The sequence below is a fragment of the Bradyrhizobium sp. Arg816 genome (genome assembly GCF_029989365.1).
Classification (GTDB): Bacteria; Pseudomonadota; Alphaproteobacteria; order Rhizobiales; family Xanthobacteraceae; genus Bradyrhizobium.
The window spans coordinates 112,504-136,094 of the sequence record NZ_JAPRAQ010000009.1 but is presented as its reverse complement, the minus strand read 5'-3'; the positions used below and the strand labels follow the sequence as shown (position 1 = coordinate 136,094).

Sequence of the window (23,591 nt, the reverse complement as noted above, 5' to 3'; positions counted from 1 at the left end):
TTCCAATTCAACCGGCGGCCAAAACCCACTACGGTGGCGCGCCGATTCGATTGCGCGAGGATTCATCGATGCGTGCGCTTCTGGTTTGTTCGACAGCCCTTTTGGCGGCCCTGCTTGCCGTCTCGCCCGATGTCGCATCCGCCCAGATGAAGCTGTCGCCGAAGGCCACGGCGCCGGGCGGGATGGAGACCCGCTATTTCACCTCGATCGACGGCCTGATGGACGGCAATGCCGACGTGATCCTGAAGGAGACGCGGCAGGGCAAGACGGTGACGGCGGCCGTGCTCGACGTCTGCTATCCCATCGCAAAAAATTCCGACCGCAAGGACCGCTTCGTCGTCAATCTCCAGGTCGCGGGCCAGAACCTGACGGGTACGACGCAGAGCCTCGGCGAGAAGGCGCCCGTCACCGTCAAGCTGCTGCGCAAACAGGCCGGCGACACGTTCGAGTTCCGCGGCCAGATCGCGATCGGCCAGGCCGTGACCGAGGTCACCTCGCCCGACAATTCCGATCTCAGCGAGAAGGAATTCCAGGACAACCAGACCTCCGACGACGGCATCACGCCGCAGCCGAAGGATTTCACCGACGTCTCGCCGGAAGCGATCGCGGTCAAGATCAAGCTGGATGCGGCGACCGAGTTCCTCAAGAGCCTGAAGGGCCAGGACGTCGAGGTGACGCTGGCGAGCCTGACCGTCGGCTGCGACGCGCTGCGCGCCGGCGAGCAGACCATCAACATGTCGGTTGATCCGGAACGCGCCGGTGCGCTGCTGGCAAAGTTCAAGGCGATGCCCGGCGTCACCGCGGCGGGCTGGACCGCGGGCATGACCGAGATGGACCGCACCATCCGCTTTGCCGCGGCCGATTGGCGCGACGGCGACAAGATCAGCCGGGACAAGCTCGCCTCAGCCGTCGCCGGCGTGCTGAGCAGGACACTTGCAGCAAAGCAGGTCTCGCACGGCTTCAACCCGGCCACCGGCAAGCTCAAGCTCGTCTTCAAGCGGCCGAACCAGGATTTTCCGGCACTCGAGCTCACCGACACGATCGAAGTTGCAGGCCTCATCTCGCCCGACAAGCCCGGCGCGACCGACAAACTGATGCTTTGGATCGGCAGCCCCTCGACCACGACCGCCGATGAGAGCAGCGGCGCCAAGCTCAACCTCTCGGATGACGCTTCGGCCGACGAGGAAGGCGATCAGCCCGACGACAACGGCTCAATCGAGGCGCTCGCCAAGGAGCTGAAGGGCCAGCGCTGGGACGCCGACAAGTCGGTGTGGAAGTAGGCGCAGACACCCACTCTCGCCGTCATCGCCCGGCTTGCCGTCTTCGCTAAAGCTTCGCCGGCCGAGCACCCTCGTGGCCCGGCGCAGCCTTGGCGGAGCCGGGACCGGGCGATCCAGTACTCCGAGACAGTTGTGGTTGAATCGAGAGGCCGCGGCGTACTGGGTGCCGCGGTCAAGCCAGGTCAAGCCGGGGCACGACAGCGAGTGCGCCTCAATTCCCCGTCGTCCTGAAGCGCAGCGGCTTGGGGCCGATCAGCGTCAGCACGTCGCCCTGACGCTTCCAGGTCTCAACGCTGCCCAGCGCTGCGACGAGTTCGTCGTCGGCCTGCGCCCTGGCTGGCGGGCAGGAACGGTCCTGGATCTGGCCGGGGACGAAGATCACCGTATTGCCGGCGACCGAGAACTGGCCCTTGCCGCCCTTGCACCAGAGCTCCAGCACGACTTCGCCATTGTTGCCGATCTCGATGTTCGGAATCCGCTTCGAGCCCGGCTGCGGCAGGGCCTCCAGCGTCATCTCGGTACCGAACGGAAAACCGTCCTCTGCACGCGCGAGCGTGGACATCGCCAGCATTGCAACCGCCAAACACATCGTCTGCTTGAGCGAAACCATGAGACCTCTCGACCGAGCTGATTTGCGGCACCTTCTATAAGACGGCGACGCCGTTGAGAAGGTTCGCGGAGGCTAAAGCGCGATGAGATTGGGACGAATCGTCATCGCGCTTCAGATTGTTGTTTGAGCATGATCTTTTCGGAAAACCGCTTCGCACTTTTCCGGATCATGCTTCGGATGCAAAAATCCCCGCAAGGCGGCGAAGCCCTGCGGGGATTTGCGTTGAAGCGTGGCGTGGCCTGCTACTTCAGCACCATCGCCGTGAACGGCCAGACATAGGCCTGCAACGTCACGAGCACACCGACGAGGCAGGCGAGCACGATCGAATGCCAGAACACGAAGCGCAGGATGGTGCCCTCGTGGCCGTACCAGTTGGTGGCGGTGGAGGCGACCACGATCGACTGCGCGTCGATCATCTTGCCCATCACGCCGCCGGACGAGTTCGCCGCGGCCATCAGGACCGGCGACAGCCCGAGCTGCTCGGATGTGATCTTCTGAAGGTTGCCGAAAAGGATGTTCGAGGCGGTATCCGATCCGGTCAACGCCACGCCCAACCAGCCGAGCAGCGTGCCGAAGAAGGGATAGAGCACGCCAGTTGCGGCGAAGGCGAGGCCGAGCGTTGCGTCGACACCCGAGAGACGGGTGAGCGTGCCGATGGCAAGCATCGCCGAGATCGTGATCAGCGAGATCGCGCACAGCCTAATCGTACGGCCATATTCCACGATCATCCTCGCCGGCGAAAAACCGGCCAAAGCCGCGGAAATGATTGCCGCGATCAGCATGCCCGTGCCGGTGAACGACAGATATGTGAATGCGAACACCGCGCCCTCAGGAGTCGGCTTCGCCGCCACGGGCGGTACCTTATTGATCATGTTGTGCAGATCCGGAACTGGATAGTTCACGGTGAAGATGGAGTTCGCCCAGCTCTTGAACGCACCGTTGCCCCAGATCAACATGACGACGCAGACGATGATCCATGGGAGCAAGGCGGTCCAGAGTTCGCGTTGCGTGAGCGGGGTTCTGTCCATCGACGCCGGCTTGGCCATGGTCGCGGCCGATTCGTCCCTGCCTCGCAGCGCCGGCGACAGCCAAAGCTGCTGCGGCTGCCAGACCCTAAGGAACAGAATTAGACAACCCATCGAGATCAGCGAAGCGCCGATATCGACGATCCAGGGATTGATGTAATTCGAGATCACGAATTGCGGGATCGCAAACGATACGCCGGTGACGAGGATCGCCAGCCAGATGTCCTTCATGCCCTTCCAGCCCGCGAACGCCCACACCACCCAGAACGGGACGATCAGCGAGAAGACCGGCAACTGCCGTCCGACCATCGCGCCGAGGATGTAGGGGTCAAGCCCGGTGACCGAGGCAAGGCCCTGGATCGGCGTGCCCAGCGCGCCATAGGCAACCGGCGCGGTGTTGGCGATCAGCGACAGACCGGAGGCCGCGAGCGGCGAGAAGCCAAGCCCGATCAGGACAGAGCCCGTGATGGCGACCGGCGTACCGAAGCCAGAGGCGCCTTCAAAGAAGGCACCAAAGGAGAACGCAATCAGCAATAGCTGCAGGCGCCGATCCTCCGTGACGCCGCCGACCGCGCGCTTCAATAACTCGAATTGGCCGGTTGCAACCGTGATCTGATAGAGAAAGATAACGTTCAACACGATCCAGCCGATCGGGAAGAAGCCGGCGACGACGCCGAGGGCTGAAGCGCGAAGCGACATGCCTGTCGGCATGGTGAAGATAAAGATAGCGATCAGGTTGGTCAGGATCACAGCGATGATGGCCGCGATATGCGCCTTGACGCGGCCGCTCGCGATCAGGACCAGCAGTGTGACGACAGGCACCGCCGCAGCGATCGTCGACAGCACTGGACTGTGCAGCGGGTCATAGACTTGATTCCACATGGTCTTCCTCCCCCACGCCTGTTGCGGCAGGCGGCCCGCGTGGACAGCCGAACCTGCTTGACGCTGGAAGCGATAACCCCCGAGCTGGACGCGAATTCCTCGCGAGTGCGGCGGTTCCCGTCCGCTCACAAGCCCGCGAAGTCCCGGAGGCCCCCACCCCGCGCCGTTGTGCCCATGCTAGGGTTGCAAGCTGCGACAAGCCAACGCAAATTGCTGAACTTGCGACTTTAGTCTAAGCGCGCTGCCGTTGCCTCAGCCATTTGGCCCATGGGCGTTGTGCACATCCCCTCAGGAGACAGAGCTCTGTGAAGAACATCAGCGCCACGCTCGCGACAGTCTGGCGAATCGCCATCCCCTATTTCCGGTCCGAGGACAAATGGGCCGGCCGCGGCCTGCTCGGCGTCGTCATCGCGATGGAGCTGACGCTGGTGGCGATCAACGTGCTGCTCAATCAATGGCAGAACCGGTTCTACAGCGCACTCCAGGCCTACGATCTCAACGAGTTCGTCATGGAGGTCTGGATCTTCCTCGGCCTTGCTTTCACCTACGTCGCACTGGCCGTCTACAAGCTTTACCTGAACCAGTGGCTCCAGATTCGCTGGCGGCGATGGCTGACTCAACACTATCTCGGCGAATGGCTCGACAGCGCCACGCACTACCGCATGCAGCTCAAGGGCGACCCGGCCGACAACCCGGACCAGCGCATTACCGAGGACGTCAAGAACTTCGTCGAGCAAACGCTCGTCCTTGGCCTCGGTCTGCTGTCGTCGATCGTGACGCTGGCCTCGTTCGTCGTCATCCTCTGGGGTCTGTCCAACAAGGCCCCCCTGCACATCTACGGCACCGATTTCGTCATCCCGGGTTTTCTGGTCTGGTGCGCGCTGGTCTACGCGATCCTGGGGACGGGGCTGACGCACTGGATCGGCGCACCGCTCATCAACCTCAATTTCGAGCAGCAGCGGTTCGAGGCTGACTTCCGCTTCAACCTGATCCGCGTGCGCGAAAATTCCGAGCAGATCGCTCTGTTGAAAGGTGAGAGCGCGGAGCAAGGGCATCTCCTGCGCCGCTTCGGCTTCGTCATCGCCAACTGGTACGCGATCATGAGCCGGACCAAGCGCCTCACCGCCTTCACGGCAAGCTACGGTCAGGCTGCAACGATCTTTCCCTACGTCGTAGTTGCTCCGGCCTACTTCGCCAAACGCATCCAGCTCGGCGACATGATGCAGACCGGCTCGGCGTTTGGCAGCGTGCAGGATGCGCTGTCTTTCTTCGTGACGGCCTACCGCTCGCTGGCCGAGTGGCGCGCGATCGTCGCCCGTCTCGACGGCTTCGAGATGTCGGTCAGCTCCGCTGCCAACATCGCGGCGCGCGAGCCGACCATCGGCGTTGCGCCCTCGAACGGCAAGGCAATCACGCTTGGGCAGTTGCTGGTGAAGCTGCCGAACGGTGAACCCCTGGTCAGCGCGGATGCCTTCATGGTCGAGCCGGCGGAGCGGGTGCTGGTGACGGGACCTTCCGGTTCCGGCAAGTCGACGCTGTTCCGGGCCATCGCCGGCATCTGGCCCTTCGGCACCGGGGCAATCGCCATTCCCGAGAAGGCAAGGCTGATGATGCTCCCCCAGAGGCCGTATTTTCCGATCGGCCCGCTCGGCGACGCCGTGATCTACCCCGCCGCGCATGGCACGATCACGCCCGAGAAGATCGCGGAAGCGCTCAACTCGGTCGGCATGCCGCGGCTGGCAAAACGGCTCGACGAGGAAGGCCATTGGAACCGGACGCTGTCGCTCGGCGAGCAGCAGCGCCTGGGGCTGGCGCGCGCCCTGCTGCACGTGCCGGATTACCTGTTCCTCGACGAGGCCACGGCGTCGCTCGACGAACCATCCGAGGCCCGGCTGTACCGGCTGCTGACGGAGAAGCTGCCGCACGCCACCATCGTCTCGATCGGCCACCGCTCGACGCTCGACGCCTTCCACACCCGCAAGGTGGCATTGGTGAAGGACGGTGAGATCCACGTTCTCGGCAAGGACGGTGCGGCGGCCGAGAAGGAGCCGACCGCGGCGAGTTGAGGTGGCACACCAGGCCTGAGGCTAACCTCGACAGGACCTTCGTTGCAGCCATCCTTCGAGACGCCCGCCTCCGGCGGGCTGCTCGGGATGAGGTTTGTAATCGCGGCAAGATCCTCAACCCTCACGGCGAGGAGCGCCGCCTTGCGGCGCGTCTCGAACCATGCAGGCCGCGCGCTCTCGCAGACGAGCCCAAGCCCAAACCACAAGTCCAAAGCAAAAGGGCGGCAGATCGCTCTGCCGCCCTCGTTAGGTCGTCTCGGGAAGAAACTTACTTCAGGTTGGTCATCGCCGTCAGGTCGACCGAGAGCTTGGCGACGCCGGCCGCGCTGCACCAGTTGGAGCCGAACGCCGTGGCCGCGTTCGCGCCGCCATTGATCGGCGTCACGAAACCAGGGCTGGAGTTGGTGGCCGAGAAGTCGCTGGTGAAGGCGTTGCAGTTACCCTTCGAGAGGTCGGTGTCGTAGTAGCGCAGATCGAGCGTGAACACCTTGTAGGTGAAGCCGACGCCGATGTTCCAGGTGTTGTAGCTCGGCTCCTTGATGCCGTTGGAGTACAGCGGGTCGCCGGCAATACCGTAGAAGATGTCCGAGGTGCCGAGCCACTGACGGCCGAATTCACCCGACACATACATGCCGACGCCGCTGGCACCGAACGTGGTGCTCGGCGCGGTCCACTTGGCGGTGATCGAGGCGTAGTTACCCCAGGCGCCGAGGTTCAGGAAGTTCGGCGAATAGTACTCGTTGAAACCAACGACCCACTGATCGTTGATGTTGAGGTTCAGCTTGGCATAGACTTCGTAGAAGCTTGCGTCCTTCTTGGCGAAGTTGCCGTTGATCGGAAGGCCGATCGCGCCCTGCGAATTGTCGAGGCCGGTGCCGCAATTGCCCTGGGCGAGGGTGCCCTGCGAACCGAAGCAGCTTCCACCCGGATAAAGGTAGCCCCAGATACCGAAGTCGAAGGCGAACATGCCGAAGGTCGGGCGGATACCGCCGTAGATGTCGACTTCAGCCGCGGCGCGGTTCGGGAACGAGATGCTTTCCGCGGACGCACCGACGTAAAGCTGGAGGTCCTTGTTGACGTTGTAGCGCGGCTCGAAATAGGCGGCGACCGACGGATTGTGGTTAGACTGAGTGACGCCGCGGAAGATGTAATCGCTCATGATGCCGGCGCCGAAGGCGACATCCCAGGGGTCAAAGGCGGGTGGCGGCGGGGCCTTCAGAGCCTTGACCGGCATGTCTGCCGCGAAAGCCGAACCCGTCACCATTGCCAGCGCCGTTGCCAACAAAGCCACTTTTTTCATTTCAATCCCCATCACCAGTTCCACACAGTCGGTTTCCCGGAAGCCCCCCGGGCCGTACGACCTGACTGCAAAATTTCGTTACCGCGACAATCTGGCTGGGAGGATGCGAACCGTGAAGCAAAAATCACGGGCATCTGCCGACTTTTTGGGCGTTCTGACGATTCCACAGAAGGTTGTCCGCCTGTGTTGCTTCTCGATCACATTATTTGCATTCCAAAGTGCGCAGAGCCGCCCGGATTAATACGGGAGCCGCCGGTGCAGTGGTGCCTGCACCACGAATCGGACTGACGCGAGAAACGACAACCCGACCGCGACCATTGTGACGATGCAAAAAGGCCGCAGCGTCACCGCCGCGGCCTTCCTGTTGTCGGTCGTTGTCGTCGGGACGGACCCAGCCTTTGCCCTCACCTTGGACCTGACTTGGACCCTAACCTTGGGGCCTAACTTTGCTCCTCGGCCGGCGTCGGCTCCGCAGAAGACGAAGGCATCGCCCAGCTTGTCTCGGCGGCGGGCTCCGGAGCCGGAGCTGCCACCGGCGCTGACGGCTTCGGCGCAGGAGCTGCCTTCGCCTTCTTCGGTGCCGCTCTCTTTGCGGCCTTCTTCGGCGCAGCCGGCTTGGCAGCCTTCTTGGCCGACTTCTTCGCAGCCTTCTTGGCGGCCTTCTTCGGGGCGGCCTTCTTGGCAGATTTCTTCACAGCCTTCTTGGCAGACTTTTTCGCGGACTTCTTGGCTGCCCTCTTCGCGGTCTTCTTCGCCGCTACAGCCTTCTTGGCCTTTTTGGCCTTCTTGCTTTTCTTCTTCTTCGCTTTCGCCATCGTGGTCCTCCTGTTGCCGCCGAACAATGGTCGATCGGGCGCCTTCAGCCGTCACCTCGGGAGGAAAGTTCAGCTCGACGCGTTCAGTGCCGGCCGCGACCCGCCCGTAGCCCAATCAAGAAGCTCAATCGTGTGTACGACCGGAACTGACGTGCCACTGGCAATCTGCACCATGCAGCCGATATTGCCCGCGGCAATCATGTCCGGCTTGACGCTTGCGATGTTGGCCACCTTGCGGTCGCGCAACCGGCCCGCAAGCTCGGGCTGGAGAATGTTGTAGGTCCCCGCCGAGCCGCAACACAAATGGCTCTCCGGCACATCTTTCACCACGAATCCATTCTTGGAAAGCAATTCTTTCGGAAGGCCCGTGATTTTCTGGCCGTGCTGCAACGAACACGCGGAGTGATAGGCGACGACGATGTTGTCCTGTCGCGTAGTGGTCGCGAGCCCGAGGCCGGCAACGTATTCGGTGATGTCCTTGGCGAGCGCGGACACCTGCGCTGCATCGGCGGCGAACGCCGTGTCCTCGCGCAGCAGATAGCCGTAGTCCTTGATCACCGTGCCGCAGCCGGAAGCCGTCACCAGGATGGCGTCGAGCCCCTCGCCAGCCGCTTCCTTTCGCCACGCCGCGACGTTGGCGCGGGCCCGCGCCAACGCATCCTGGTCGTTGCCCAGATGATGGGTCAGCGCGCCGCAGCACTGCTCGTCCCGGACCAGGACAACCTCGATGCCGTGGCGGGTGAGGAGGCTGATGGCGGCTTGGTTGATGCGCGGCGCCAGCACCTGCTGGGCACAGCCCTGCAACAGCGCGACCCGGCCGCGCTTCTTGCCGAGTGCCGCGAACACGCTGCCCGGGAGCGGGCCCGGCGACGGCAGACGGTTCGGCGCCAGCGCCAGCATCGCCTTGAGGCGCGGAATCAGGCCGGGCGTCGCCGACGGCCGCGGCGTCGGCAGGAATACGGCAAGCGGACGGGCGAGCCGCGCCAGCCACATGCTGGTGCGGAAGAGCTGCGGATTCGGCAGGACAAAGGCCAGCACCTGGCGCAACAGCCGCTCGGTCAGCGGCCGCTGATAGCGCTGCTCGATCCGGACCCGGGCCTGGTCGACGAGATGCATGTAGTTCACCCCTGAGGGGCAGGTCGTCATGCAGGACAGACACGACAGGCAGCGGTCGACATGCTTGACCACCTCGGCCGTCGGGGTCTGGTCCTTCTCCAGCATCTCCTTGATCAAGTAGATGCGGCCGCGCGGGCTATCGAGCTCGTCGCCGAGCAGCACATAGGTCGGACAGGTTGCAGTGCAGAAGCCGCAATGGACGCAGGCGCGCAGGATCTTGTCGGCTTCGGCGATGTCGGGGTCGGCGAGCTGCGCCAGTGAGAATTCGGTCTTCATGCCGCAGCGCCCCGCGTCAGCCGGCCCCGATTGAGAATTGTTTTCGGATCGAAACTGGCGCGGACCCGATCGCTCAGCGCGGCGACGCCGGGCGCCTGCGGATGGAACACGTCCACACCGCGCCTGACGTCCTCGGCCGCCCGGATCAGCGTGGCGTGCCCGCCGACCGCATCCGCGCGCCGGCGCACGGCCGAGGCATGCGCATCGGCCTTCGGCGGCAGCGCGGCCCAGATCAAGCCGCCGCCCCAATCGTAGATGATGTCGCCACCGGTCTCGCGCACCAGCTGGGTCCCGAGCGCCGCGCCGGAAGCCGGCGGACAAACGATCCGCCACACCGGCCAGGCCCCAATTGCACCGCCGGCCGCGAACGGCAGGACGTCGCGGATCGTGGCCCACAATGCGGCGGAGGCCGCATCCTCGACCAGCGTCGCGGTGCCGAACGGCGCCAGCAATTCGCGCAGCGAGCCTGCGCGGTGCGCGGCGGACGCCGTGATGCCCTCGAGCCGCAGCACGGTCAGCGCTTCGCCCTGGCTGGCGATGTCGCCAAGCCCGTCGGTCTTCGCCCGGAACGCCGATTTCGGCAGATGCGCGGCGGCGGAGACGTCGAAGGGCGAGCCGAGCGCCGCGGTCATCGCCTTGTTGGCGGCGGCATCGTCGAGCCCGCGCAGCAGCAGCGTCCGCTCCGCTTCCGGCTTCGGCATCACCTTGAGCGTGACCTCGGTCATCACCGACAGCGTGCCCCAGGACCCCGCCAGCAGCTTGCAGAGGTCGTAGCCGGTGACGTTCTTCACCACCTTGCCGCCGGTCTTGAAGCTGTCGCCGAAACCGGAGACGGCGTGCGCCCCGAGCAGGTGATCGCGCGCCCCGCCCGCCTTGATCCGCCGCGGACCGGCGAGGCCGGCCGCAATCATGCCGCCGATGGTGCCTGATACCGGCGTGCCGAGCAGCGGCGCGGTGTTCATCGGCTCGAAGGCGAATTGCTGGTTCTTGGCATCGATCAGCGACAGCACGTCGGCCAGCGGGGCGCCGGCCTGGAGCGTGACGATCAGCTCGTTGGGTTCGTAGGAGGTGACGGCATTCAGCGCGGAGAGGTCGAGCACGGCGTTGGTCGCCATCGTGTGGCCAATGCTGCGCTTGCTGCCATGACCGATGATCTCGAGCGGCTGCTCGTTGGCAATCGCCGCGCGCACCACCTCTTCGACGTCTTTGGCGTCTCTGACCCTGAGCGTATCCACGGGAAAAGGCGGTAGCGAAATTCGCCGCCAAAATCAAATGCGGCGTGACGCCGGCGATCATCGCAGGTGCGATCGGGGATCCTGCACGGGCGACCGCAACGCTTCGATCATGATCGAAGCGTTCACGACATCGACACTTCGATCAGCGGCGAACCAAAGCCGGCAGGCCCTCGCTACAAGCTTGCACCGATCGCGATCGAGGCCAACCGATGGAGACAAGCATGCGATCGACACATCAGCGGCCGGTGCCGCGCGCGTTCAGCCGCAGGTCGGTGATCCGGGCCTTCGGCGCCGTCCTGGCGATCTATCTCTCGCCATGGGCGGCGGCGTCATCTCAAGCCCAGCAGCAAGGAGCAAGGACCATGAACCACTATGCCACGCAGAAATCCCTCAGCGACGCCGTCGACGGCGGCGGCCTGCTCGTCGTCGCGCAATGGCAGGCCAAGCCCGGCGAGGCCGACAAGGTCGCCGCGATCCTCGACCGCTTCCTGCCGGAGGCGCAGCGCGAGGACGGCGTCAAGCTGTTCCTGATCTCGCGCGCCAGGGACAATCCGGCCCAGTTCCTGTTCTACGAGCTGTTCCGCGACGAGGCGGCTTTCAAGGCGCATCAGGAGAGCGCACATTTCAAGACCTGGATCGCCGGCGAAGCCCTGCCGCTGCTGGCGAAGCGCGAACGGGCTCAATACGCACTCATGTAAACACCAGCTCGTATGCCGCGGTTCGATCCGGACCGCGGCATACGACTATATGATCGCGCGCAGCGGCGATCTGCGCAGGATCAGTGCCGAGACGGCCAAGCTGCCGATCGCGGCCAACATGGTCAGCAGGAGCGCCTTCGTGAGTGCGAAGAGCGGCAGTGCGTGCAGAAGCAGGGCGAAGCCGACCAGGATCGGCGGATGGATCAGGTAGACGCCGAAGGCGTTGTCCGAGAGCCATTTGGCGACCGGCCCTTGCGCGTCGAAATAGCGGCGGTAGACGGCCAGCATCAAGAGACCCATGCCGACGCAGACCAGCGCCTCCCACAAGCACTTCCCGGCACTGACGACGTTGAAGCCGCCTGCATAGAGCGCGGTGTCACCCTGCAGGCCTCCCCCGAACAGCACGAGCGCTGCAAACAGCGGCGCAGAGAGCGACAGCGCGAACAGTCCCCAGCGGAAACAGGAGCGCTCGGCAAGCCCAAGCATCCAATTGCCGCGATAGCCGACGGCGCCGGCTGCGAACATGAGAGCGTATTGCGGGAGATCGCCGGGGTGAACGTTGAGCACGGAGGTATCGGCGTGGACGGCGATGCGAACGGCGAAGGTGAGTGCCGCCATGGCCGCAACGAACAGAACAATCCCCGTGCCGCACAGCGCAACCTCGGGCTCCCGCCATCCGGTCTGGCGGATCAGGCCATAGAGGAGCGAGACCAGCAGCAGCACCGCGCAAAACCACATCGGTCCCGTCTCGGAAAGCCATTCGCCGTCCATCAGATGGGTCAGCCATTGATGGCCGAAACCGCCCTTGCCCCAAGTCCATGACAGAAAATACTGCGTCAGCGGGCCGATCACCAACATGTAGAGCAAAGTCGGCAAGCCGAGCCGGATCAGCCGATCATGCGCAAATTTCGAAAGTCCTTTCCGATCGAAGGCGCCGACAGCGAAATAGCCGGCGATGAAGAATAGCGCGGCCATGAAGAAGGCCTGGAGGAAGCTCTGATAGATGCCGAAGAAGAGGGCCGTGCCGAAGCCGGTCTCCCGCCGGTCGACATAGTACCAATTGCCGAACGGACTGTAGGTGTCGGCTGCGTGCATGCTCAGCACGAGGATGATCATCGACCAGCGGATATTGTCGATGAACAGCAGGCGCGACTTCGCCGGCGGCCTGCCCGGCGCTTCTTTCGTCACACTGATCCGAACGTCCCATGTCGCCGCCATGCCGGGTATCCGACCGTCAGAACCGCGGAATGTCCGGGAATGCCACCTTCCCGGCATGCACATGCATGCGACCGAGCTCGGCGCAGCGGTGCAGGGTCGGAAACACCTTTCCGGGATTGAGCAGGCCCTGCGCGTCGAAGGCGCATTTCAGCCGCTGCTGCTGGTTGAGGTCGATCTCGGTGAACATGTCGGGCATCAGGTCGCGCTTCTCGATGCCGACGCCGTGCTCGCCGGTGAGCACGCCGCCGAACTCGACGCAGGCGCGCAGGATGTCGGCGCCGAAGGCCTCGGCGCGCTCGATCTCGCCGGGCTTGTTGGCATCGTAGAGGATCAGCGGATGCAGATTGCCGTCGCCGGCGTGGAACACGTTGGCGCAGCCGAGCTGGTACTTCTCCGAGAGCTCCCGGATGCGGGCGAGCGCCTTCGGCAGCGCGCCGCGCGGGATCGTACCGTCCATGCAGAGATAGTCGGGCGAGATGCGGCCCACGGCCGGAAACGCCGCTTTGCGGCCGGCCCAGAACAAATTGCGTTCAGCCTCGGAGGTCGAGATCTGGCAGGTGGTCGAGCCGCAGGCATTCGCAATGGTCTCGACGCGCGTGATCAGCTCGTCGACCTCGATCTTGGGACCGTCGAGCTCGATGATGAGCAGCGCTTCGACGTCGAGCGGATAGCCGGCGTGGACGAAGGCCTCGGCTGCGTGGATCGCCGGCTTGTCCATCATCTCCATGCCGCCGGGGATGATGCCGGCGCCGATGATGCGCGCCACGCATTCGCCGGCGGCCTCGACCTGCGCGAAGCCGACCATCAGCGCCCGCGCGGTCTCCGGCTTTTGCAGGATGCGCACCGTGATCTCGGTGATGACCCCGAGCAGCCCTTCCGAGCCGGTGATGACGCCCATCAGGTCGTAGCCGGTGTTCTCCGCCGACTTGCCGCCGATGCGCAGGATCTCGCCGCTCATCAGCACGATCTCGCAACCGAGCACGTTGTTGGTGGTCATGCCGTATTTCAGGCAGTGCACGCCGCCGGAATTTTCCGCGACATTGCCGCCGATCGAGCAGGCGATCTGCGAGGACGGATCGGGAGCATAGTAGAAGCCGGCATGCGCGACCGCCTGGCTGATGGCGAGATTGGTGACGCCCGGCTCGGTGACGACGACGCGGTTGTCGAAATCGATCTCGCGGATCCGCTTGAACTTGCCGAGCCCGAGCAGCACGCCATCTTCCAGCGGCAGCGCGCCCCCGGACAGCGAAGTGCCGGAGCCGCGCGGCACCACCTTGATCCCCTGCCCGGCACAATATTTCAGGACGAGCGAGACCTGCTCGGTGGTGTCGGGCAGCACCACGACCATCGGCGGCTGCCGATAGGCCGTCAGCCCGTCGGATTCGTAGGCCCGCATCTCGGAGGCGCTGTCGATCACGCCCTCGCCGGGCACGATTGCGCGCAATGCAGCCACGATCTCAGCGCGGCGCGCCAGCACGGCCTGGTCGCTCGCGGGCATCAAGATGGCCATAACATATCCTTCCGACTCGCAGCCCACGATCAAATTGTCGCGGCAAATCAACCACGTCCGCGCCTGTTTGGGTAGGCCATCCGAAAGTCGGAGCGGCGATCTCCGGCGAGTTCGCTCTGGGACAAGTAGGACAGCATGAAACCTGTCATGGTTTCGCGGCTTGTCCAAGCCGGGCGGGCCTGCCAAAACCGGCGGGTCCGTCGTTTGCCGACCAGGCAAGACCGACCAGCCTAGACCCACCAGGGAAGAGACGAAGAGCACCCGATGACAAAACTGACTTTTGGCGCACTGATGATCCTCACCATGACTGCCGCCGCACCCGCCGCGATGGCGCAGGATGTTGCGGCCGGCAAATCGTCGTTCAACAAATGCCTAGCCTGCCATGCCATCGGCGAAGGCGCCAAGAACAAGGTCGGCCCCGAGCTCAACGGCCTCAACGGCCGCAAGTCAGGCACCGCGCCGGACTACAATTATTCGGATGCGAATAAGAATTCCGGCATCACCTGGGACGAAGCCACGTTCAAGGAATACATCAAGGACCCCAAGGCCAAGATCCCCGGCACCAAGATGGCGTTCGCCGGCGTCAAGAACGAGAACGAGATCAACAATCTCTGGTCCTACGTCTCCCAGTTCGACAAGGACGGGAAAATCAAGCAGTAAGCGCGTGAACGGCGGTCGCCCGAGCTTCGGTTCTGATTGAATCATAACCGAAGCTCGGGCTTCTTGTTTTGGCGCGTTTTCTTCACGCGAACCAGTATCCACTTCGCTCGAAAACGCTTTAATCGGCGGCCGCCTGCGCCGGGACGATTTTCCCGATCATCGTCTCGATCTCCGTCTTCACCAGATCCGGCACAGCGTTCTGCACCATGTGGCCGAGATCGGGCAGCACGATCAGCTTTGCACCCGGCACCATCGCGGCGAAGGGACGCGCGTGGATGTCGGTCTTCACCGTCTTGTCGGGCTCGCCGGCGATGATCGTGACCGGCGCCTTGATCTCGCCATAGCGCGCAGCCTGCGCCGTCACAGCTTCCTTCAGCGTCACCGGGTCATAGGCGTTGGCGATGAACTCGCGCGGGCGCAGCAAGAGCGGCGTCGCGGAGTCCTGCACGAAGCCGTCCGGCATGATTTGCGGCAGGAAGACGCTGCGCGCGCCGGCCTCGGCGACGAAATACCCCATCGGCAGCGTGATGGTGTAGGCGAGCAGCGGGCCGATCACCGGCGTTGCGATGATCTCGTTGTAGCGGCCGACGCCGCCGCGCCAGGGATGGGTCACCGGCGCCAGCATGACGAGACCCGCGACGCGACCGGGATGATCGAGCGCGATCCGCGCGCCGAGCGCACCGCTCCAGGAATGCACGACGAAGACCGCGCGATCGATCCCGAGCTTACGAAGCGCCTCGTCGATCATCCGGGCCTGGATCTGCGGCGTCGAATCCTGCCGCCGCATCCGCGTGCTCCAGCCGTGGCCGGGACGGTCGATCAAAATGACGCGATGGTCTTTGGCGAGGAGGTCGCCGAGCGGACGCCGCATCGCTTCGAGATTGGAGCTCGCGCCGTGCAGCATCACGATCGGCATGCCTGAACCGCGCGGACCAATATCGACGACGTGAAGCACAGCACCGTCGACCTCGACCATCCGGCCCTGAGGCGGAAAGGCGCGTTGCACGGCCAGGACGCCGGCCTGCGTGGCCAGCGCCAGCAGAACCAGCGCGGTCACGACTGACATCACGATCATGAAGGGAATCCGGGCGATCCAGGGCACCTGGCAGTTACGAGACTTGCGGGCGGCAGTTTCGCTCCGTGGGACCCGGCGCTCCACCTGAAATGCCGGGGCTGTGGATATGTGCATAATTTCAGTAGGAAAAACACAACAAAATCAATGGCGTTCCACGCAACGCGCAAGCCTCGGGCCAGCTTCATGCAGTCGTCATCGCGGTTTCCATATAATCGCCACGGTCGGTTCCGCCATTTAGGCGCGGGTGGGCGCCGATCCTCCTCGCAAGCCCCAGGGGATGCGGGAAAGGCCGGCAGGATTTGTCCTGATTTGAACCGGAGAATGTCGATGAGCTTCAGATCCAACGACACTGCGATCGACGAGATCGTGGCAAGCTGCAACGGCGACCTGCGCGGTGCCGTGCGGGCACTGCTCCTGATCAACGAGCATCTCGAGACGGAGCTTGCAAAGGCCTACGCCGCAGCCGCCGATCACGGCCTTGTCGAGCGCGCCGGCAGCGTCCTGCACTAGGTGCAGGCTAGTTCGTTCCGTCCTCGTCCTTTTCCTCGTCGGGCGTGACCGCGGGGCAGGCGCGGATCGTCGAACGGGCAAGCTTGGCATCGGCCCTGGACTTGTAGGGACCGTCGCCAAACCGGATGTCGCCGATGATCACGGGATTGCTGGTTACGATGTTGCATTTGCCCGTGGCGCGATTGCCGACCACCCAGAACAAGCCGTCGGCGAGGCTCACCGAGCCCGACGCGAGCAGCAATACACCTGCAAAGATCAAACGCTTCATGGCCGTGCTCCTGCCATGCAGGTAGGCCCGCGCGCGCTTCAACAATACCCCTGAGAACGCTGCACGTGTGATCGTGGTTAATCCGCGCACGCTGCAATCACTCGGGAAATGATCAACTTGTCCGCTAGATGTCGCGGCCTTCGACCTTCTCGGTCAGCGCCTTGACCTGATCGGGGATCTTCTCGAGGTGCGGATTGACGGCCAGCGCCTTGCGGTAGGCCTCGAGCGCACGTTTCTCGTCACCGACCTCCTGCATGATCATGCCGAGGCCTGCGAGCGCGCCGAAATGGCGGGGCTCCCGGATCAGCACCTCGCGGATGTCGGCTAGCGAGCGGCCGTAGTCATTCTGCATGTAGTAGAGCGTGGCGCGCCGGTTCCAGGCCTCGATGTAGTCGGGCCTGAGCTTGATGACCGAATCCAGCAGCTTGATCGCGATGTCGATCTTCTGCGCGTCGACCGCGGTCTTGGCCCGCGCCATCAACAGCGATGCGGTGTCGCTCGGGGTCTGGATCCAGATCGCCCAGATCCGCGCCTCGACATGCTTGGCGCTGGCCTCGTCGGGCGCGGCCTTCAGCGCGCCGAACAGGAAATCGAGATTTTTGGAGCGATCAACCTTGGGCAGCTTGGCCGGCGCCTCCGGCAGCTTCTTCTGCTCCTTGCCGGGCGGGGCCGGAAGCTCCTTCTGCGCCAGGGCTGGAGTAAGGCCAGCTGTACCCAGAACAAGGGCAACACACAGGGTGCGTACGAAAGGGAATCTCACTGCCATGGTCAAAGTCTAGACGCGCAAAGCCGCCCTTGCAAAGCAAAGGCGGCGTCAAACTCGTGTGAGCCGTGGTGTTGCGGGGCGCGCGTGAGGCGACCGCGAGGGCAATATCAGCCCTGGCGAGCCTTGAAGCGGCGCTGCACCTTGTTGATCACATAGACCCGGCCCTTGCGGCGGACCAGGCGGTTGGCGCGATGGCGACCGCGCAGCGATTTCAGCGAGTTACGGACCTTCATGGCAGAATCCTGAACGTTCGAAAGGCCGTGTTCGGCACTACCGTTTCGGCACGCGCGAATGTGGCAAAATGAGATCTTTCCCGCTGGCGGACCGACCGCCCGGGACGGGGCGGTTCTTAAGGCATGGGAGGACCGGCTGTCAATGTTAACTGCCCGGTTCCGGGCCAGCAAATTCTGGAAAACAACCCCATGCACAGTAGAAGCGGCCGGATCGGCCCGATCTGGCTCCCCAGAGGCCAGGCACAGCAACGACTTTCGCGGGCGGCGGTTTTGCTTCCAGCAACGCCTTGCCAAATTCGTTATATCATATAATCAATTCGGCAACCCGTCGGGAGGAAACCAATGCCGAAGCTGAAGCTGCCCAACATCGACGATGTCGTCGCCATCGACATCCACACCCACGCCGAGGAGCCCTGCGGCACCCATCCCGACGACGGCTATGACGATTTCCAGGCGCAGATGGCGGACTACTTCAAGTCGCCGCACAAGCATCCGCCGACCGTGCCGGAGACCGCGGCCTACTACCGCTCCAAGAACATCGCCGCGGTGATCTTCCCGGTCGATGCAGAGCGCGAGACCGGCTTCCGGCGCTATAAAAATGAGGAGATGCTGGAGATTGCCTCCGACCATCTCGACGTCCTGATCCCGTTCGTCTCGATCGATCCGCACAAGGGCAAGCTCGGCGTGCGCGAGGCGCGCAAGCTGATCGAGGAATACGGCGTGCGCGGCTTCAAATTCCATCCGACCATGCAGGGCTTCTACGCCAACGACCGCATGGCCTATCCGCTCTACGAAGAGATCAACAATGGCGGCGCGATCGCGCTGTTCCACACCGGTCAGACCGGCGTCGGCTCGGGCATGCCCGGCGGCATGGGCATGCGGCTGAAATATTCGAACCCGATGTACATGGACGACGTCGCGGCAGATTTCCCCGGCCTCAAGATCATCCTCGCCCATCCCTCCTTCCCCTGGCAGGAAGAGGCGCTGTCGGTCGCGACCCACAAGCCGAACGTCTACATCGATCTCTCGGGCTGGTCGCCAAAGTATTTCCCGCCGATCCTGGTGCGCTACATCAACTCGATCCTTCAGGACAAAATGCTGTTCGGCTCGGACTGGCCGGTGATCACGCCGGACCGCTGGCTGTCGGACTTCGCCAAGATCGAGATCCGCGACGAGATCCGGCCGAAGGTGCTGAAGGCCAACGCGCGAAAACTGCTGGGAATCTAACCGCGTATTCATCGCCACCGCGCATTGAGGGCTTCGACCGGTTGCCGAAGCCCTCACGCTCAGGCGGGCAAGGCGGCCCTAGAACTCCAGCTTGTCGCGTATGGCGTCGATTCCGGCCCTGGCGCAGGCTTCGTCAGCATCACCGCCCGGCGCCCCAGACACACCGACAGCTCCGACCAGCGAACCGCCCGCTTCGACAATCAATCCGCCACCTATAATGACCGTGCCGGGGAGGTTGCGGATACCGGCCTGCATCATGCCAGGTTGGCTGACGGCATTCAGTTCGGTGGTGCTGGTACGGAATGTTGCTGCGGTCCACGCCTTGCCCGAGGCCGTTGAAACGGTGTGAGCACCTGCGAACCTGTCACGAAGGATCACCTGTGTCCCCCCGAAGCGATCGACGACCGCGACGGCGACCTGGTACCCGCGTGATCGGCAATCGCCAAGCGATGCCCGGGCCAGATCAAGCGCCAGCTCGGGACTCAGGGATTTGTAGGTCGCGAGCGGCTCCTGCGCCCTTGCCGGGTGCGCGAGCATCAACAGGACGGTGGCCGCAAGCAGGGTTCGAGCGAGCATGGTTTCTCCGACGCGAGCGGGTCGACGCCGACTTTAACCTAGTTCAGCGCACCGTATGTCAGGTCGTCGAATACGGTGACACTGTCGGCCTTGGTCCACAAGCCGATCATGCCGGCGTCCCTGATCGATTCGTCCTCGACCTCGAACATCGGCTTGCCGTCATACGTTACCTTGAACAGCTTTCCTGCGAATTCGCAACGCAGGGAATGCCATTGACCTGATGGCACCGATACCTTGACGCCATAGCCGCCTTTCCGGCCGACGATATCGAGCGCGCTGCGAACACCCTTGATCGTCTTGTAGAGCACAACATTGTCTTCGAGCGCGTTGGCCCGCACGACATAGTAATTGTCGGCATCCTTTGCGCGCCAGACAATACCGGCCGCACGATCCTCGGAGCCTGCGATCGCCTTGAACTTGACCTCGACAAACCCGTCCAGGATGCTGGTACCGTTCCTGAGCGCCACTGGAAACGTCGCCTGACCGGATTGTTTCAGGACGTTCGGTTTGCTTGGCGCCGTCTGCTCCACCTCGACCGTCCATTTGGGCTGGCCACGACCGGTCATCGTCAGAGTCCAGCCTTCGGGCGCTGCGCCGGTTGCTGCGTTGTCAAAATTTACAGTTTCTGCCATCGCGTTTCCTCCGACCAACAATAGGAACAACGCCGTCCCCAACAGCGCTACGCTCATTTTTTGTACGACGTCTAAGCTTCCCGCCTGTATTGATCGTACAATGTTGCAGCGTTGTCCCATTTGATCGCTTCCATGTAGATGTCGACATACTTCGCGGCCGCCGCGCCATAATCCATGTGATAGGCGTGCTCATACATGTCGAGCACCAGCACGGGGCGTCCGCCGGCCAGCGTCGTCGTGTGGTCGGCGGCCCACTGATTGACCAGCCGCTTGTCGCGCGGTGAGTAGGAAAGAATCACCCAGCCGGAGCCGCCGCCTTCGGCCTTGCCCATGGCGGAGAACTCCGCGCGCCACCGCTCCATGCTGCCGAAATCGCGCGCGATCGCGTCGGCAAGTGGTGTGCTCGGCTTGCCGGCACCGCCAAGCCCGTCGAAATAGATTTCGTGGAGGATCATCGAGTTTGACGCGACGAGCTCCTCGCGCTTCAGGCCGTTGATGACGAAGTTCGGAGCTTTCGCGAAGTCGAGCTCGGCGAGTTGCGTTCCGATCGCGTTAAGTCGCTTTACGGCACCGACATAGTTGTTCTCGTAGTGGCTGACGAGCACCTTCTCCGAGATGCCGGCAATGGATTTCGGATCGAACGGCATCGGCTTGGGCTGGTATGTCATTGGCCTGGCTCCTGTTGGCTGATTGGCTTGCGCAAGGGCTTGCGTCCCCGCGAGTATTGCGGTCGATGCCGCGGCGGCCCCCACGCCCCTGATGAAGTCTCGGCGGTCGGTATTCGTCGTCATGGAGTCCTCCAGGTCATCGTCGTCCCCGACTTGCCCGCGCGTGCTCGCTAGCTCTTGGTGCTCGCCGTCTTGTCGCGTGCGCAAATAGACCGCGCGATCCCTATCGATACGGACATCGACGAGGTCGGCGCGCTGGCGGCACCAATTGACCGGACAATTTCTCTGATGAGATCGAGATGAAAGAAGACATGCGGCGTCCTTGGTGACCAGGACGCGATACTTGGGCATGTCGCCTCGCGGGGAGATCGCAAATCCCCGTAGCCTGAATTAAACGCCTGCCGGCGGCAGTGTCAATCTGCTGCGCGAGGTCGACGGGGTGACGATTGCTTGAAGAAGGTTCCGACCTTGTCGAGTACCGGGCCGTTTCGGTATTGTCCGTGCGCCACCGCAAAGTCCCAAAGGAGCGAGCCATGAGCATCAAGGCCGTCGTCTTCGACGCTTACGGAACGCTATACGACATCCAGTCGGTGGCGGAGATCACCGAGGATGCTTTTCCGGGCTATGGCGAGATCATCACGCAAGTTTGGCGGATCAAGCAGCTCGAATACACCTGGTTGCGCTCACTGATGCGGCGCTACCAGGATTTTGGCGCCATCACGCGCGACTCGCTCGCCTATACGCTGCGCCTGCTCGGCCTCGCCTATGAAGGCGAAGCGTTCGAGCGGGTGATAGAGAAATATCTGCATCTCGATCTCTATCCCGATGCAGCCGCCGCGCTTGCGGCGCTGAAGCCGCGAAAACTCGCCATCCTCTCGAATGGCAGTCCGGACATGCTGAATGCGCTCGTGCGCAATTCCGGGCTCGACCGTCTGCTCGATGCCACCATCAGCGTGGATGCGAAGAAGGTCTTCAAGCCATCTCCAGAGGCCTACACCCTGATCGGCGAGGCGTTCGGCACCAGGCCGGATGAGGTTCTGTTCGTCTCGTCCAACCCCTGGGACGTCGCGGGCGCAAAGTCGTTCGGGCTGAACGTCGCCTGGATCGAGCGCGTGACGCCCGAGGCGATGGCGCTGGCTTGCGTCGAGAACGAACTCGTGGCACCGCTGACGATGTTCAAGGCGATCCGGACCCAGATGGACGAGCTTGGGTTCGCGCCGGATCATCGTGTCCGCGCGCTCTCGGAACTGCCGACGATCGCCTAAGCATCGCCGCCCGCCCATGAGTTTGGAATGAGCTGACTGGAATGAGCCTGCAATCCGTTCGCGCCTTCTTCGCCGAGAGAGCCCCCGACATCTCCGTCATCGAATCCCCGATCAGCTCGGCCACGGTGCCGCTGGCCGCCGAAGCCTATGGCGTCGAGCCCGGTCGGATCGCCAAGACGCTGTCGTTGCGCATCGGCGAGCGCGTGATCCTGATCGTCGCCGCTGGCACCTCGCGCATGGACAACAAGAAGGTCAAGGCTGCGTTCGGCGGCAAGCCGAAGATGCTGGGGCTGGAGGAGGTCGCCGAGATTACCGGCCACGAGGTCGGCGGCGTCTGCCCGTTCGGACTGAAGTCGCCGCTGCCGATCTATTGCGATGTATCGCTGAGGGCGTTCGACGTGGTGGTGCCGGCCGCAGGCTCGACCCATAGCGCCGTGCGTATCACGCCCGAGCGGATGGCCGAGCTGACCGCGGCCGAATGGGTCGATGTCTGCGAGCACAGGCCTTAAGGCGGCTCCGGCCTGTGCTCGTGAACCGCGGCGCGGAGGGCGCCAGATCGGTTTTGGCACCTGGCTGGCCGCAATTCGTTGCCCGGTTATGACGGTTTCGGGACGGGACGACCGGTCGTTGAGCCGCGTTGGGGCCAGATGCGATGCCTGATGCAATTGCCGGTCAGGAAGGCTACCATATGGACCATGACCGACGACAAGGTGAAACGACGATTGACCACCGTCCTGTGCGCTGATGTGCAGGGCTATTCTCGCCTGATGGAAGCAGACGAGACCGGAACGTTGGAGACGCTGCGCCGCTACCGCGCGGCCTTTGCGGGACTGGTAGAGCGTCATGACGGCCGGATCGTGAACACTTGGGGCGATGCTGTGATCGCCGAGTTCGCCAGCGTCGTCGAGGCCGTGCAATGTGCGGTCGAAATTCAGCAGGAAATTTCCAACCAGGATTCGGAGCCAACTCACGCGCCCCCGATGCGGTTTCGCATCGGCATCAACCTCGGCGACGTGATGGTGGACGGGTCCGACATCTATGGCGACGGGGTCAATATCGCGTCGCGGCTGCAAGAGCTCGCCGAACCCGGCGGCGTCGTGATCTCGAGTTCCGTCTACGATCAGGTGCACAACAAACTGTCCGTTGGCTTCGATTGTCTCGGCCAGCGACCAATGAAGAACGTTGCTCCCATGACCAGCTATCGCGTGTCCGTGAGCGGCCAAAGCGCTGGGCGACGGAGCTTCCCGGTTGACGAAAGCCTCACTCCCCAGGGGCGGGCAATTGCAAATTCGGAAACCGGCGCGCGATGGATTGGCGACAGGCAGGAGCCATCCAATTGGATGGGCTTCGTCTCGGATTGGCTGGCGAAGCTGCCCCGCCCGGTTGCAGTGGCCCTCACGGTTTCGGGCTTTCTGATTCTGATCAACGTTTTCACCGGCATGCACAAGATCTGGTTCCACTGGCCGGTCGCAGCAATACTCTTCGGTGCCCTCTTGCGGACAGCGCTCCGGCAGCGACCAGAGTCGAACAGCAAGGGCGAGCGCCAGACGAGCCGGGAGTGAGGCGGTTGCGACCGCATCTTCGCGCCCAAGGCGCGAAGATGTCGCGATGAATTGTCATCGCGCTTCAGGCTATTGCTTGAGCATGACCTGTTCGGAAAATCGGATCACACTTTTCCGG

24 protein-coding genes are annotated in these 23,591 nt (G+C 63.4%); 9 read left to right on the top strand and 15 right to left on the bottom strand.

Features of this window, described 5'->3' with window-relative positions; genetic code table 11:
- The first annotated feature begins 68 nt into the window (after positions 1-68).
- Positions 69-1,280, top strand: a complete 1,212-nt coding sequence (locus tag OWC48_RS22695; protein ID WP_282521951.1) for a hypothetical protein — start codon at positions 69-71, stop codon at positions 1,278-1,280.
- Positions 1,281-1,491: 211 nt separating this feature from the next.
- Here OWC48_RS22695 and OWC48_RS22690 read toward each other — a convergent pair whose 3' ends face one another.
- Both OWC48_RS22690 and OWC48_RS22685 read right to left on the bottom strand, forming a co-directional pair.
- Entirely contained in the window at positions 1,492-1,890 is a 399-nt protein-coding gene (locus tag OWC48_RS22690) for an META domain-containing protein (RefSeq protein ID WP_282521950.1), read from the bottom strand.
- A 242-nt stretch (positions 1,891-2,132) separates the two neighbouring features.
- On the bottom strand, positions 2,133-3,797 hold the full coding sequence (locus tag OWC48_RS22685; protein ID WP_282521949.1) for an L-lactate permease: 1,665 nt from the start codon (positions 3,795-3,797) through the stop codon (positions 2,133-2,135).
- Between the two features lie 305 nt (positions 3,798-4,102).
- Between OWC48_RS22685 and OWC48_RS22680 the strand changes: the two genes are divergently transcribed.
- Positions 4,103-5,863, top strand: a complete 1,761-nt coding sequence (locus tag OWC48_RS22680; RefSeq protein ID WP_282521948.1) for an ABC transporter ATP-binding protein/permease — start codon at positions 4,103-4,105, stop codon at positions 5,861-5,863.
- 268 nt (positions 5,864-6,131) lie between these two features.
- Here OWC48_RS22680 and OWC48_RS22675 read toward each other — a convergent pair whose 3' ends face one another.
- From OWC48_RS22675 to OWC48_RS22660, 4 genes are all read right to left on the bottom strand, one after another.
- On the bottom strand, positions 6,132-7,163 hold the full coding sequence (locus OWC48_RS22675) for a TorF family putative porin (RefSeq protein WP_282521947.1): 1,032 nt from the start codon (positions 7,161-7,163) through the stop codon (positions 6,132-6,134).
- A gap of 440 nt (positions 7,164-7,603) precedes the next feature.
- Complete coding sequence (locus OWC48_RS22670) at positions 7,604-7,978, bottom strand: histone (protein ID WP_282521946.1); 375 nt, start codon at positions 7,976-7,978, stop codon at positions 7,604-7,606.
- A gap of 69 nt (positions 7,979-8,047) precedes the next feature.
- On the bottom strand, positions 8,048-9,370 hold the full coding sequence (glcF, locus tag OWC48_RS22665) for a glycolate oxidase subunit GlcF (RefSeq protein WP_282521945.1): 1,323 nt from the start codon (positions 9,368-9,370) through the stop codon (positions 8,048-8,050).
- The gene (locus OWC48_RS22660) at positions 9,367-10,605 is read right to left on the bottom strand and encodes an FAD-binding protein (protein WP_282521944.1); all 1,239 of its coding nucleotides are present in this window, start codon (positions 10,603-10,605) and stop codon (positions 9,367-9,369) included. Before OWC48_RS22660 ends, glcF begins: the two co-directional genes overlap by 4 nt.
- A 221-nt stretch (positions 10,606-10,826) precedes the next feature.
- Between OWC48_RS22660 and OWC48_RS22655 the strand changes: the two genes are divergently transcribed.
- Positions 10,827-11,303: a putative quinol monooxygenase gene (locus OWC48_RS22655; RefSeq protein ID WP_282521943.1), complete on the top strand. Its 477-nt coding sequence runs from the start codon at positions 10,827-10,829 to the stop codon at positions 11,301-11,303.
- A 45-nt stretch (positions 11,304-11,348) separates the two neighbouring features.
- On the opposite strand, the gene OWC48_RS22650 is transcribed toward OWC48_RS22655, so the two are convergent.
- Both OWC48_RS22650 and OWC48_RS22645 read right to left on the bottom strand, forming a co-directional pair.
- The gene (locus tag OWC48_RS22650; protein WP_282521942.1) at positions 11,349-12,521 is read right to left on the bottom strand and encodes an acyltransferase family protein; all 1,173 of its coding nucleotides are present in this window, start codon (positions 12,519-12,521) and stop codon (positions 11,349-11,351) included.
- A gap of 16 nt (positions 12,522-12,537) precedes the next feature.
- On the bottom strand, positions 12,538-14,031 hold the full coding sequence (locus OWC48_RS22645; protein WP_282521941.1) for an FAD-linked oxidase C-terminal domain-containing protein: 1,494 nt from the start codon (positions 14,029-14,031) through the stop codon (positions 12,538-12,540).
- A gap of 264 nt (positions 14,032-14,295) precedes the next feature.
- Here OWC48_RS22645 and cycA point away from each other — a divergent pair, with 264 nt between their 5' ends.
- The gene (cycA, locus tag OWC48_RS22640) at positions 14,296-14,691 is read left to right on the top strand and encodes a cytochrome c-550 CycA (RefSeq protein WP_282521940.1); all 396 of its coding nucleotides are present in this window, start codon (positions 14,296-14,298) and stop codon (positions 14,689-14,691) included.
- A 118-nt stretch (positions 14,692-14,809) separates the two neighbouring features.
- On the opposite strand, the gene OWC48_RS22635 is transcribed toward cycA, so the two are convergent.
- The gene (locus OWC48_RS22635) at positions 14,810-15,766 is read right to left on the bottom strand and encodes an alpha/beta fold hydrolase (RefSeq protein WP_282521939.1); all 957 of its coding nucleotides are present in this window, start codon (positions 15,764-15,766) and stop codon (positions 14,810-14,812) included.
- Between the two features lie 327 nt (positions 15,767-16,093).
- Here OWC48_RS22635 and OWC48_RS22630 point away from each other — a divergent pair, with 327 nt between their 5' ends.
- A complete protein-coding gene (locus tag OWC48_RS22630; RefSeq protein ID WP_282521938.1) occupies positions 16,094-16,276 on the top strand; it encodes a hypothetical protein in 183 nt (60 codons plus the stop codon).
- A gap of 7 nt (positions 16,277-16,283) precedes the next feature.
- Here OWC48_RS22630 and OWC48_RS22625 read toward each other — a convergent pair whose 3' ends face one another.
- The 3 genes from OWC48_RS22625 to ykgO form a co-directional block, all read right to left on the bottom strand.
- Entirely contained in the window at positions 16,284-16,544 is a 261-nt protein-coding gene (locus OWC48_RS22625; protein ID WP_282521937.1) for a hypothetical protein, read from the bottom strand.
- A gap of 124 nt (positions 16,545-16,668) precedes the next feature.
- Positions 16,669-17,310, bottom strand: coding sequence for a M48 family metallopeptidase (locus OWC48_RS22620; protein WP_282521936.1), 642 nt, complete (start codon positions 17,308-17,310; stop codon positions 16,669-16,671).
- Between the two features lie 107 nt (positions 17,311-17,417).
- Entirely contained in the window at positions 17,418-17,543 is a 126-nt protein-coding gene (gene ykgO, locus OWC48_RS22615) for a type B 50S ribosomal protein L36 (RefSeq protein WP_006611362.1), read from the bottom strand.
- A 342-nt stretch (positions 17,544-17,885) separates the two neighbouring features.
- Here ykgO and OWC48_RS22610 point away from each other — a divergent pair, with 342 nt between their 5' ends.
- Positions 17,886-18,770, top strand: coding sequence for an amidohydrolase family protein (locus OWC48_RS22610; protein ID WP_282521935.1), 885 nt, complete (start codon positions 17,886-17,888; stop codon positions 18,768-18,770).
- 78 nt (positions 18,771-18,848) lie between these two features.
- Here the strand turns inward: OWC48_RS22610 and OWC48_RS22605 are convergent, their stop codons facing one another.
- The 3 genes from OWC48_RS22605 to OWC48_RS22595 all read right to left on the bottom strand — a co-directional run bounded on the left by OWC48_RS22605 (position 18,849) and on the right by OWC48_RS22595 (position 20,646).
- Positions 18,849-19,346: a heme-binding protein gene (locus OWC48_RS22605; protein WP_282521934.1), complete on the bottom strand. Its 498-nt coding sequence runs from the start codon at positions 19,344-19,346 to the stop codon at positions 18,849-18,851.
- Positions 19,347-19,384: 38 nt separating this feature from the next.
- A complete protein-coding gene (locus OWC48_RS22600; RefSeq protein WP_282521933.1) occupies positions 19,385-19,978 on the bottom strand; it encodes a hypothetical protein in 594 nt (197 codons plus the stop codon).
- A 71-nt stretch (positions 19,979-20,049) separates the two neighbouring features.
- Positions 20,050-20,646 carry a superoxide dismutase gene (locus tag OWC48_RS22595; protein ID WP_028147969.1) on the bottom strand — a complete coding sequence of 199 codons (597 nt, stop codon included), beginning with the start codon at positions 20,644-20,646 and terminating at the stop codon, positions 20,050-20,052.
- Between the two features lie 533 nt (positions 20,647-21,179).
- Between OWC48_RS22595 and OWC48_RS22590 the strand changes: the two genes are divergently transcribed.
- The 3 genes from OWC48_RS22590 (at position 21,180) to OWC48_RS22580 (ending at position 23,473) form a co-directional block, all read left to right on the top strand.
- Positions 21,180-21,911 (top strand): haloacid dehalogenase type II, encoded by a 732-nt coding sequence (locus OWC48_RS22590; RefSeq protein WP_282521932.1) that lies wholly within the window; start codon positions 21,180-21,182, stop codon positions 21,909-21,911.
- Between the two features lie 41 nt (positions 21,912-21,952).
- The gene (locus tag OWC48_RS22585; protein ID WP_282521931.1) at positions 21,953-22,420 is read left to right on the top strand and encodes a YbaK/EbsC family protein; all 468 of its coding nucleotides are present in this window, start codon (positions 21,953-21,955) and stop codon (positions 22,418-22,420) included.
- A 186-nt stretch (positions 22,421-22,606) separates the two neighbouring features.
- A complete protein-coding gene (locus OWC48_RS22580) occupies positions 22,607-23,473 on the top strand; it encodes an adenylate/guanylate cyclase domain-containing protein (RefSeq protein WP_282521930.1) in 867 nt (288 codons plus the stop codon).
- The last annotated feature ends 118 nt before the right edge of the window (positions 23,474-23,591 follow it).

Coding starts and splice junctions, on each gene's coding strand:
- OWC48_RS22695 (WP_282521951.1), top strand. CDS start 69: ATGCGTGCGCTTCTGGTTTGTTCGACAGCCCTTTTGGCGGCCCTGCTT.
- OWC48_RS22690 (WP_282521950.1), bottom strand. CDS start 1,890: ATGGTTTCGCTCAAGCAGACGATGTGTTTGGCGGTTGCAATGCTGGCG.
- OWC48_RS22685 (WP_282521949.1), bottom strand. CDS start 3,797: ATGTGGAATCAAGTCTATGACCCGCTGCACAGTCCAGTGCTGTCGACG.
- OWC48_RS22675 (WP_282521947.1), bottom strand. CDS start 7,163: ATGAAAAAAGTGGCTTTGTTGGCAACGGCGCTGGCAATGGTGACGGGT.
- OWC48_RS22670 (WP_282521946.1), bottom strand. CDS start 7,978: ATGGCGAAAGCGAAGAAGAAGAAAAGCAAGAAGGCCAAAAAGGCCAAG.
- glcF (WP_282521945.1), bottom strand. CDS start 9,370: ATGAAGACCGAATTCTCACTGGCGCAGCTCGCCGACCCCGACATCGCC.
- OWC48_RS22655 (WP_282521943.1), top strand. CDS start 10,827: ATGCGATCGACACATCAGCGGCCGGTGCCGCGCGCGTTCAGCCGCAGG.
- OWC48_RS22650 (WP_282521942.1), bottom strand. CDS start 12,521: ATGGCGGCGACATGGGACGTTCGGATCAGTGTGACGAAAGAAGCGCCG.
- OWC48_RS22645 (WP_282521941.1), bottom strand. CDS start 14,031: ATGGCCATCTTGATGCCCGCGAGCGACCAGGCCGTGCTGGCGCGCCGC.
- cycA (WP_282521940.1), top strand. CDS start 14,296: ATGACAAAACTGACTTTTGGCGCACTGATGATCCTCACCATGACTGCC.
- OWC48_RS22635 (WP_282521939.1), bottom strand. CDS start 15,766: ATGATCGTGATGTCAGTCGTGACCGCGCTGGTTCTGCTGGCGCTGGCC.
- OWC48_RS22630 (WP_282521938.1), top strand. CDS start 16,094: ATGAGCTTCAGATCCAACGACACTGCGATCGACGAGATCGTGGCAAGC.
- OWC48_RS22625 (WP_282521937.1), bottom strand. CDS start 16,544: ATGAAGCGTTTGATCTTTGCAGGTGTATTGCTGCTCGCGTCGGGCTCG.
- OWC48_RS22620 (WP_282521936.1), bottom strand. CDS start 17,310: ATGGCAGTGAGATTCCCTTTCGTACGCACCCTGTGTGTTGCCCTTGTT.
- ykgO (WP_006611362.1), bottom strand. CDS start 17,543: ATGAAGGTCCGTAACTCGCTGAAATCGCTGCGCGGTCGCCATCGCGCC.
- OWC48_RS22610 (WP_282521935.1), top strand. CDS start 17,886: ATGCCGAAGCTGAAGCTGCCCAACATCGACGATGTCGTCGCCATCGAC.
- OWC48_RS22605 (WP_282521934.1), bottom strand. CDS start 19,346: ATGCTCGCTCGAACCCTGCTTGCGGCCACCGTCCTGTTGATGCTCGCG.
- OWC48_RS22600 (WP_282521933.1), bottom strand. CDS start 19,978: ATGGCAGAAACTGTAAATTTTGACAACGCAGCAACCGGCGCAGCGCCC.
- OWC48_RS22595 (WP_028147969.1), bottom strand. CDS start 20,646: ATGACATACCAGCCCAAGCCGATGCCGTTCGATCCGAAATCCATTGCC.
- OWC48_RS22590 (WP_282521932.1), top strand. CDS start 21,180: ATGAGCATCAAGGCCGTCGTCTTCGACGCTTACGGAACGCTATACGAC.
- OWC48_RS22585 (WP_282521931.1), top strand. CDS start 21,953: ATGAGCCTGCAATCCGTTCGCGCCTTCTTCGCCGAGAGAGCCCCCGAC.
- OWC48_RS22580 (WP_282521930.1), top strand. CDS start 22,607: ATGACCGACGACAAGGTGAAACGACGATTGACCACCGTCCTGTGCGCT.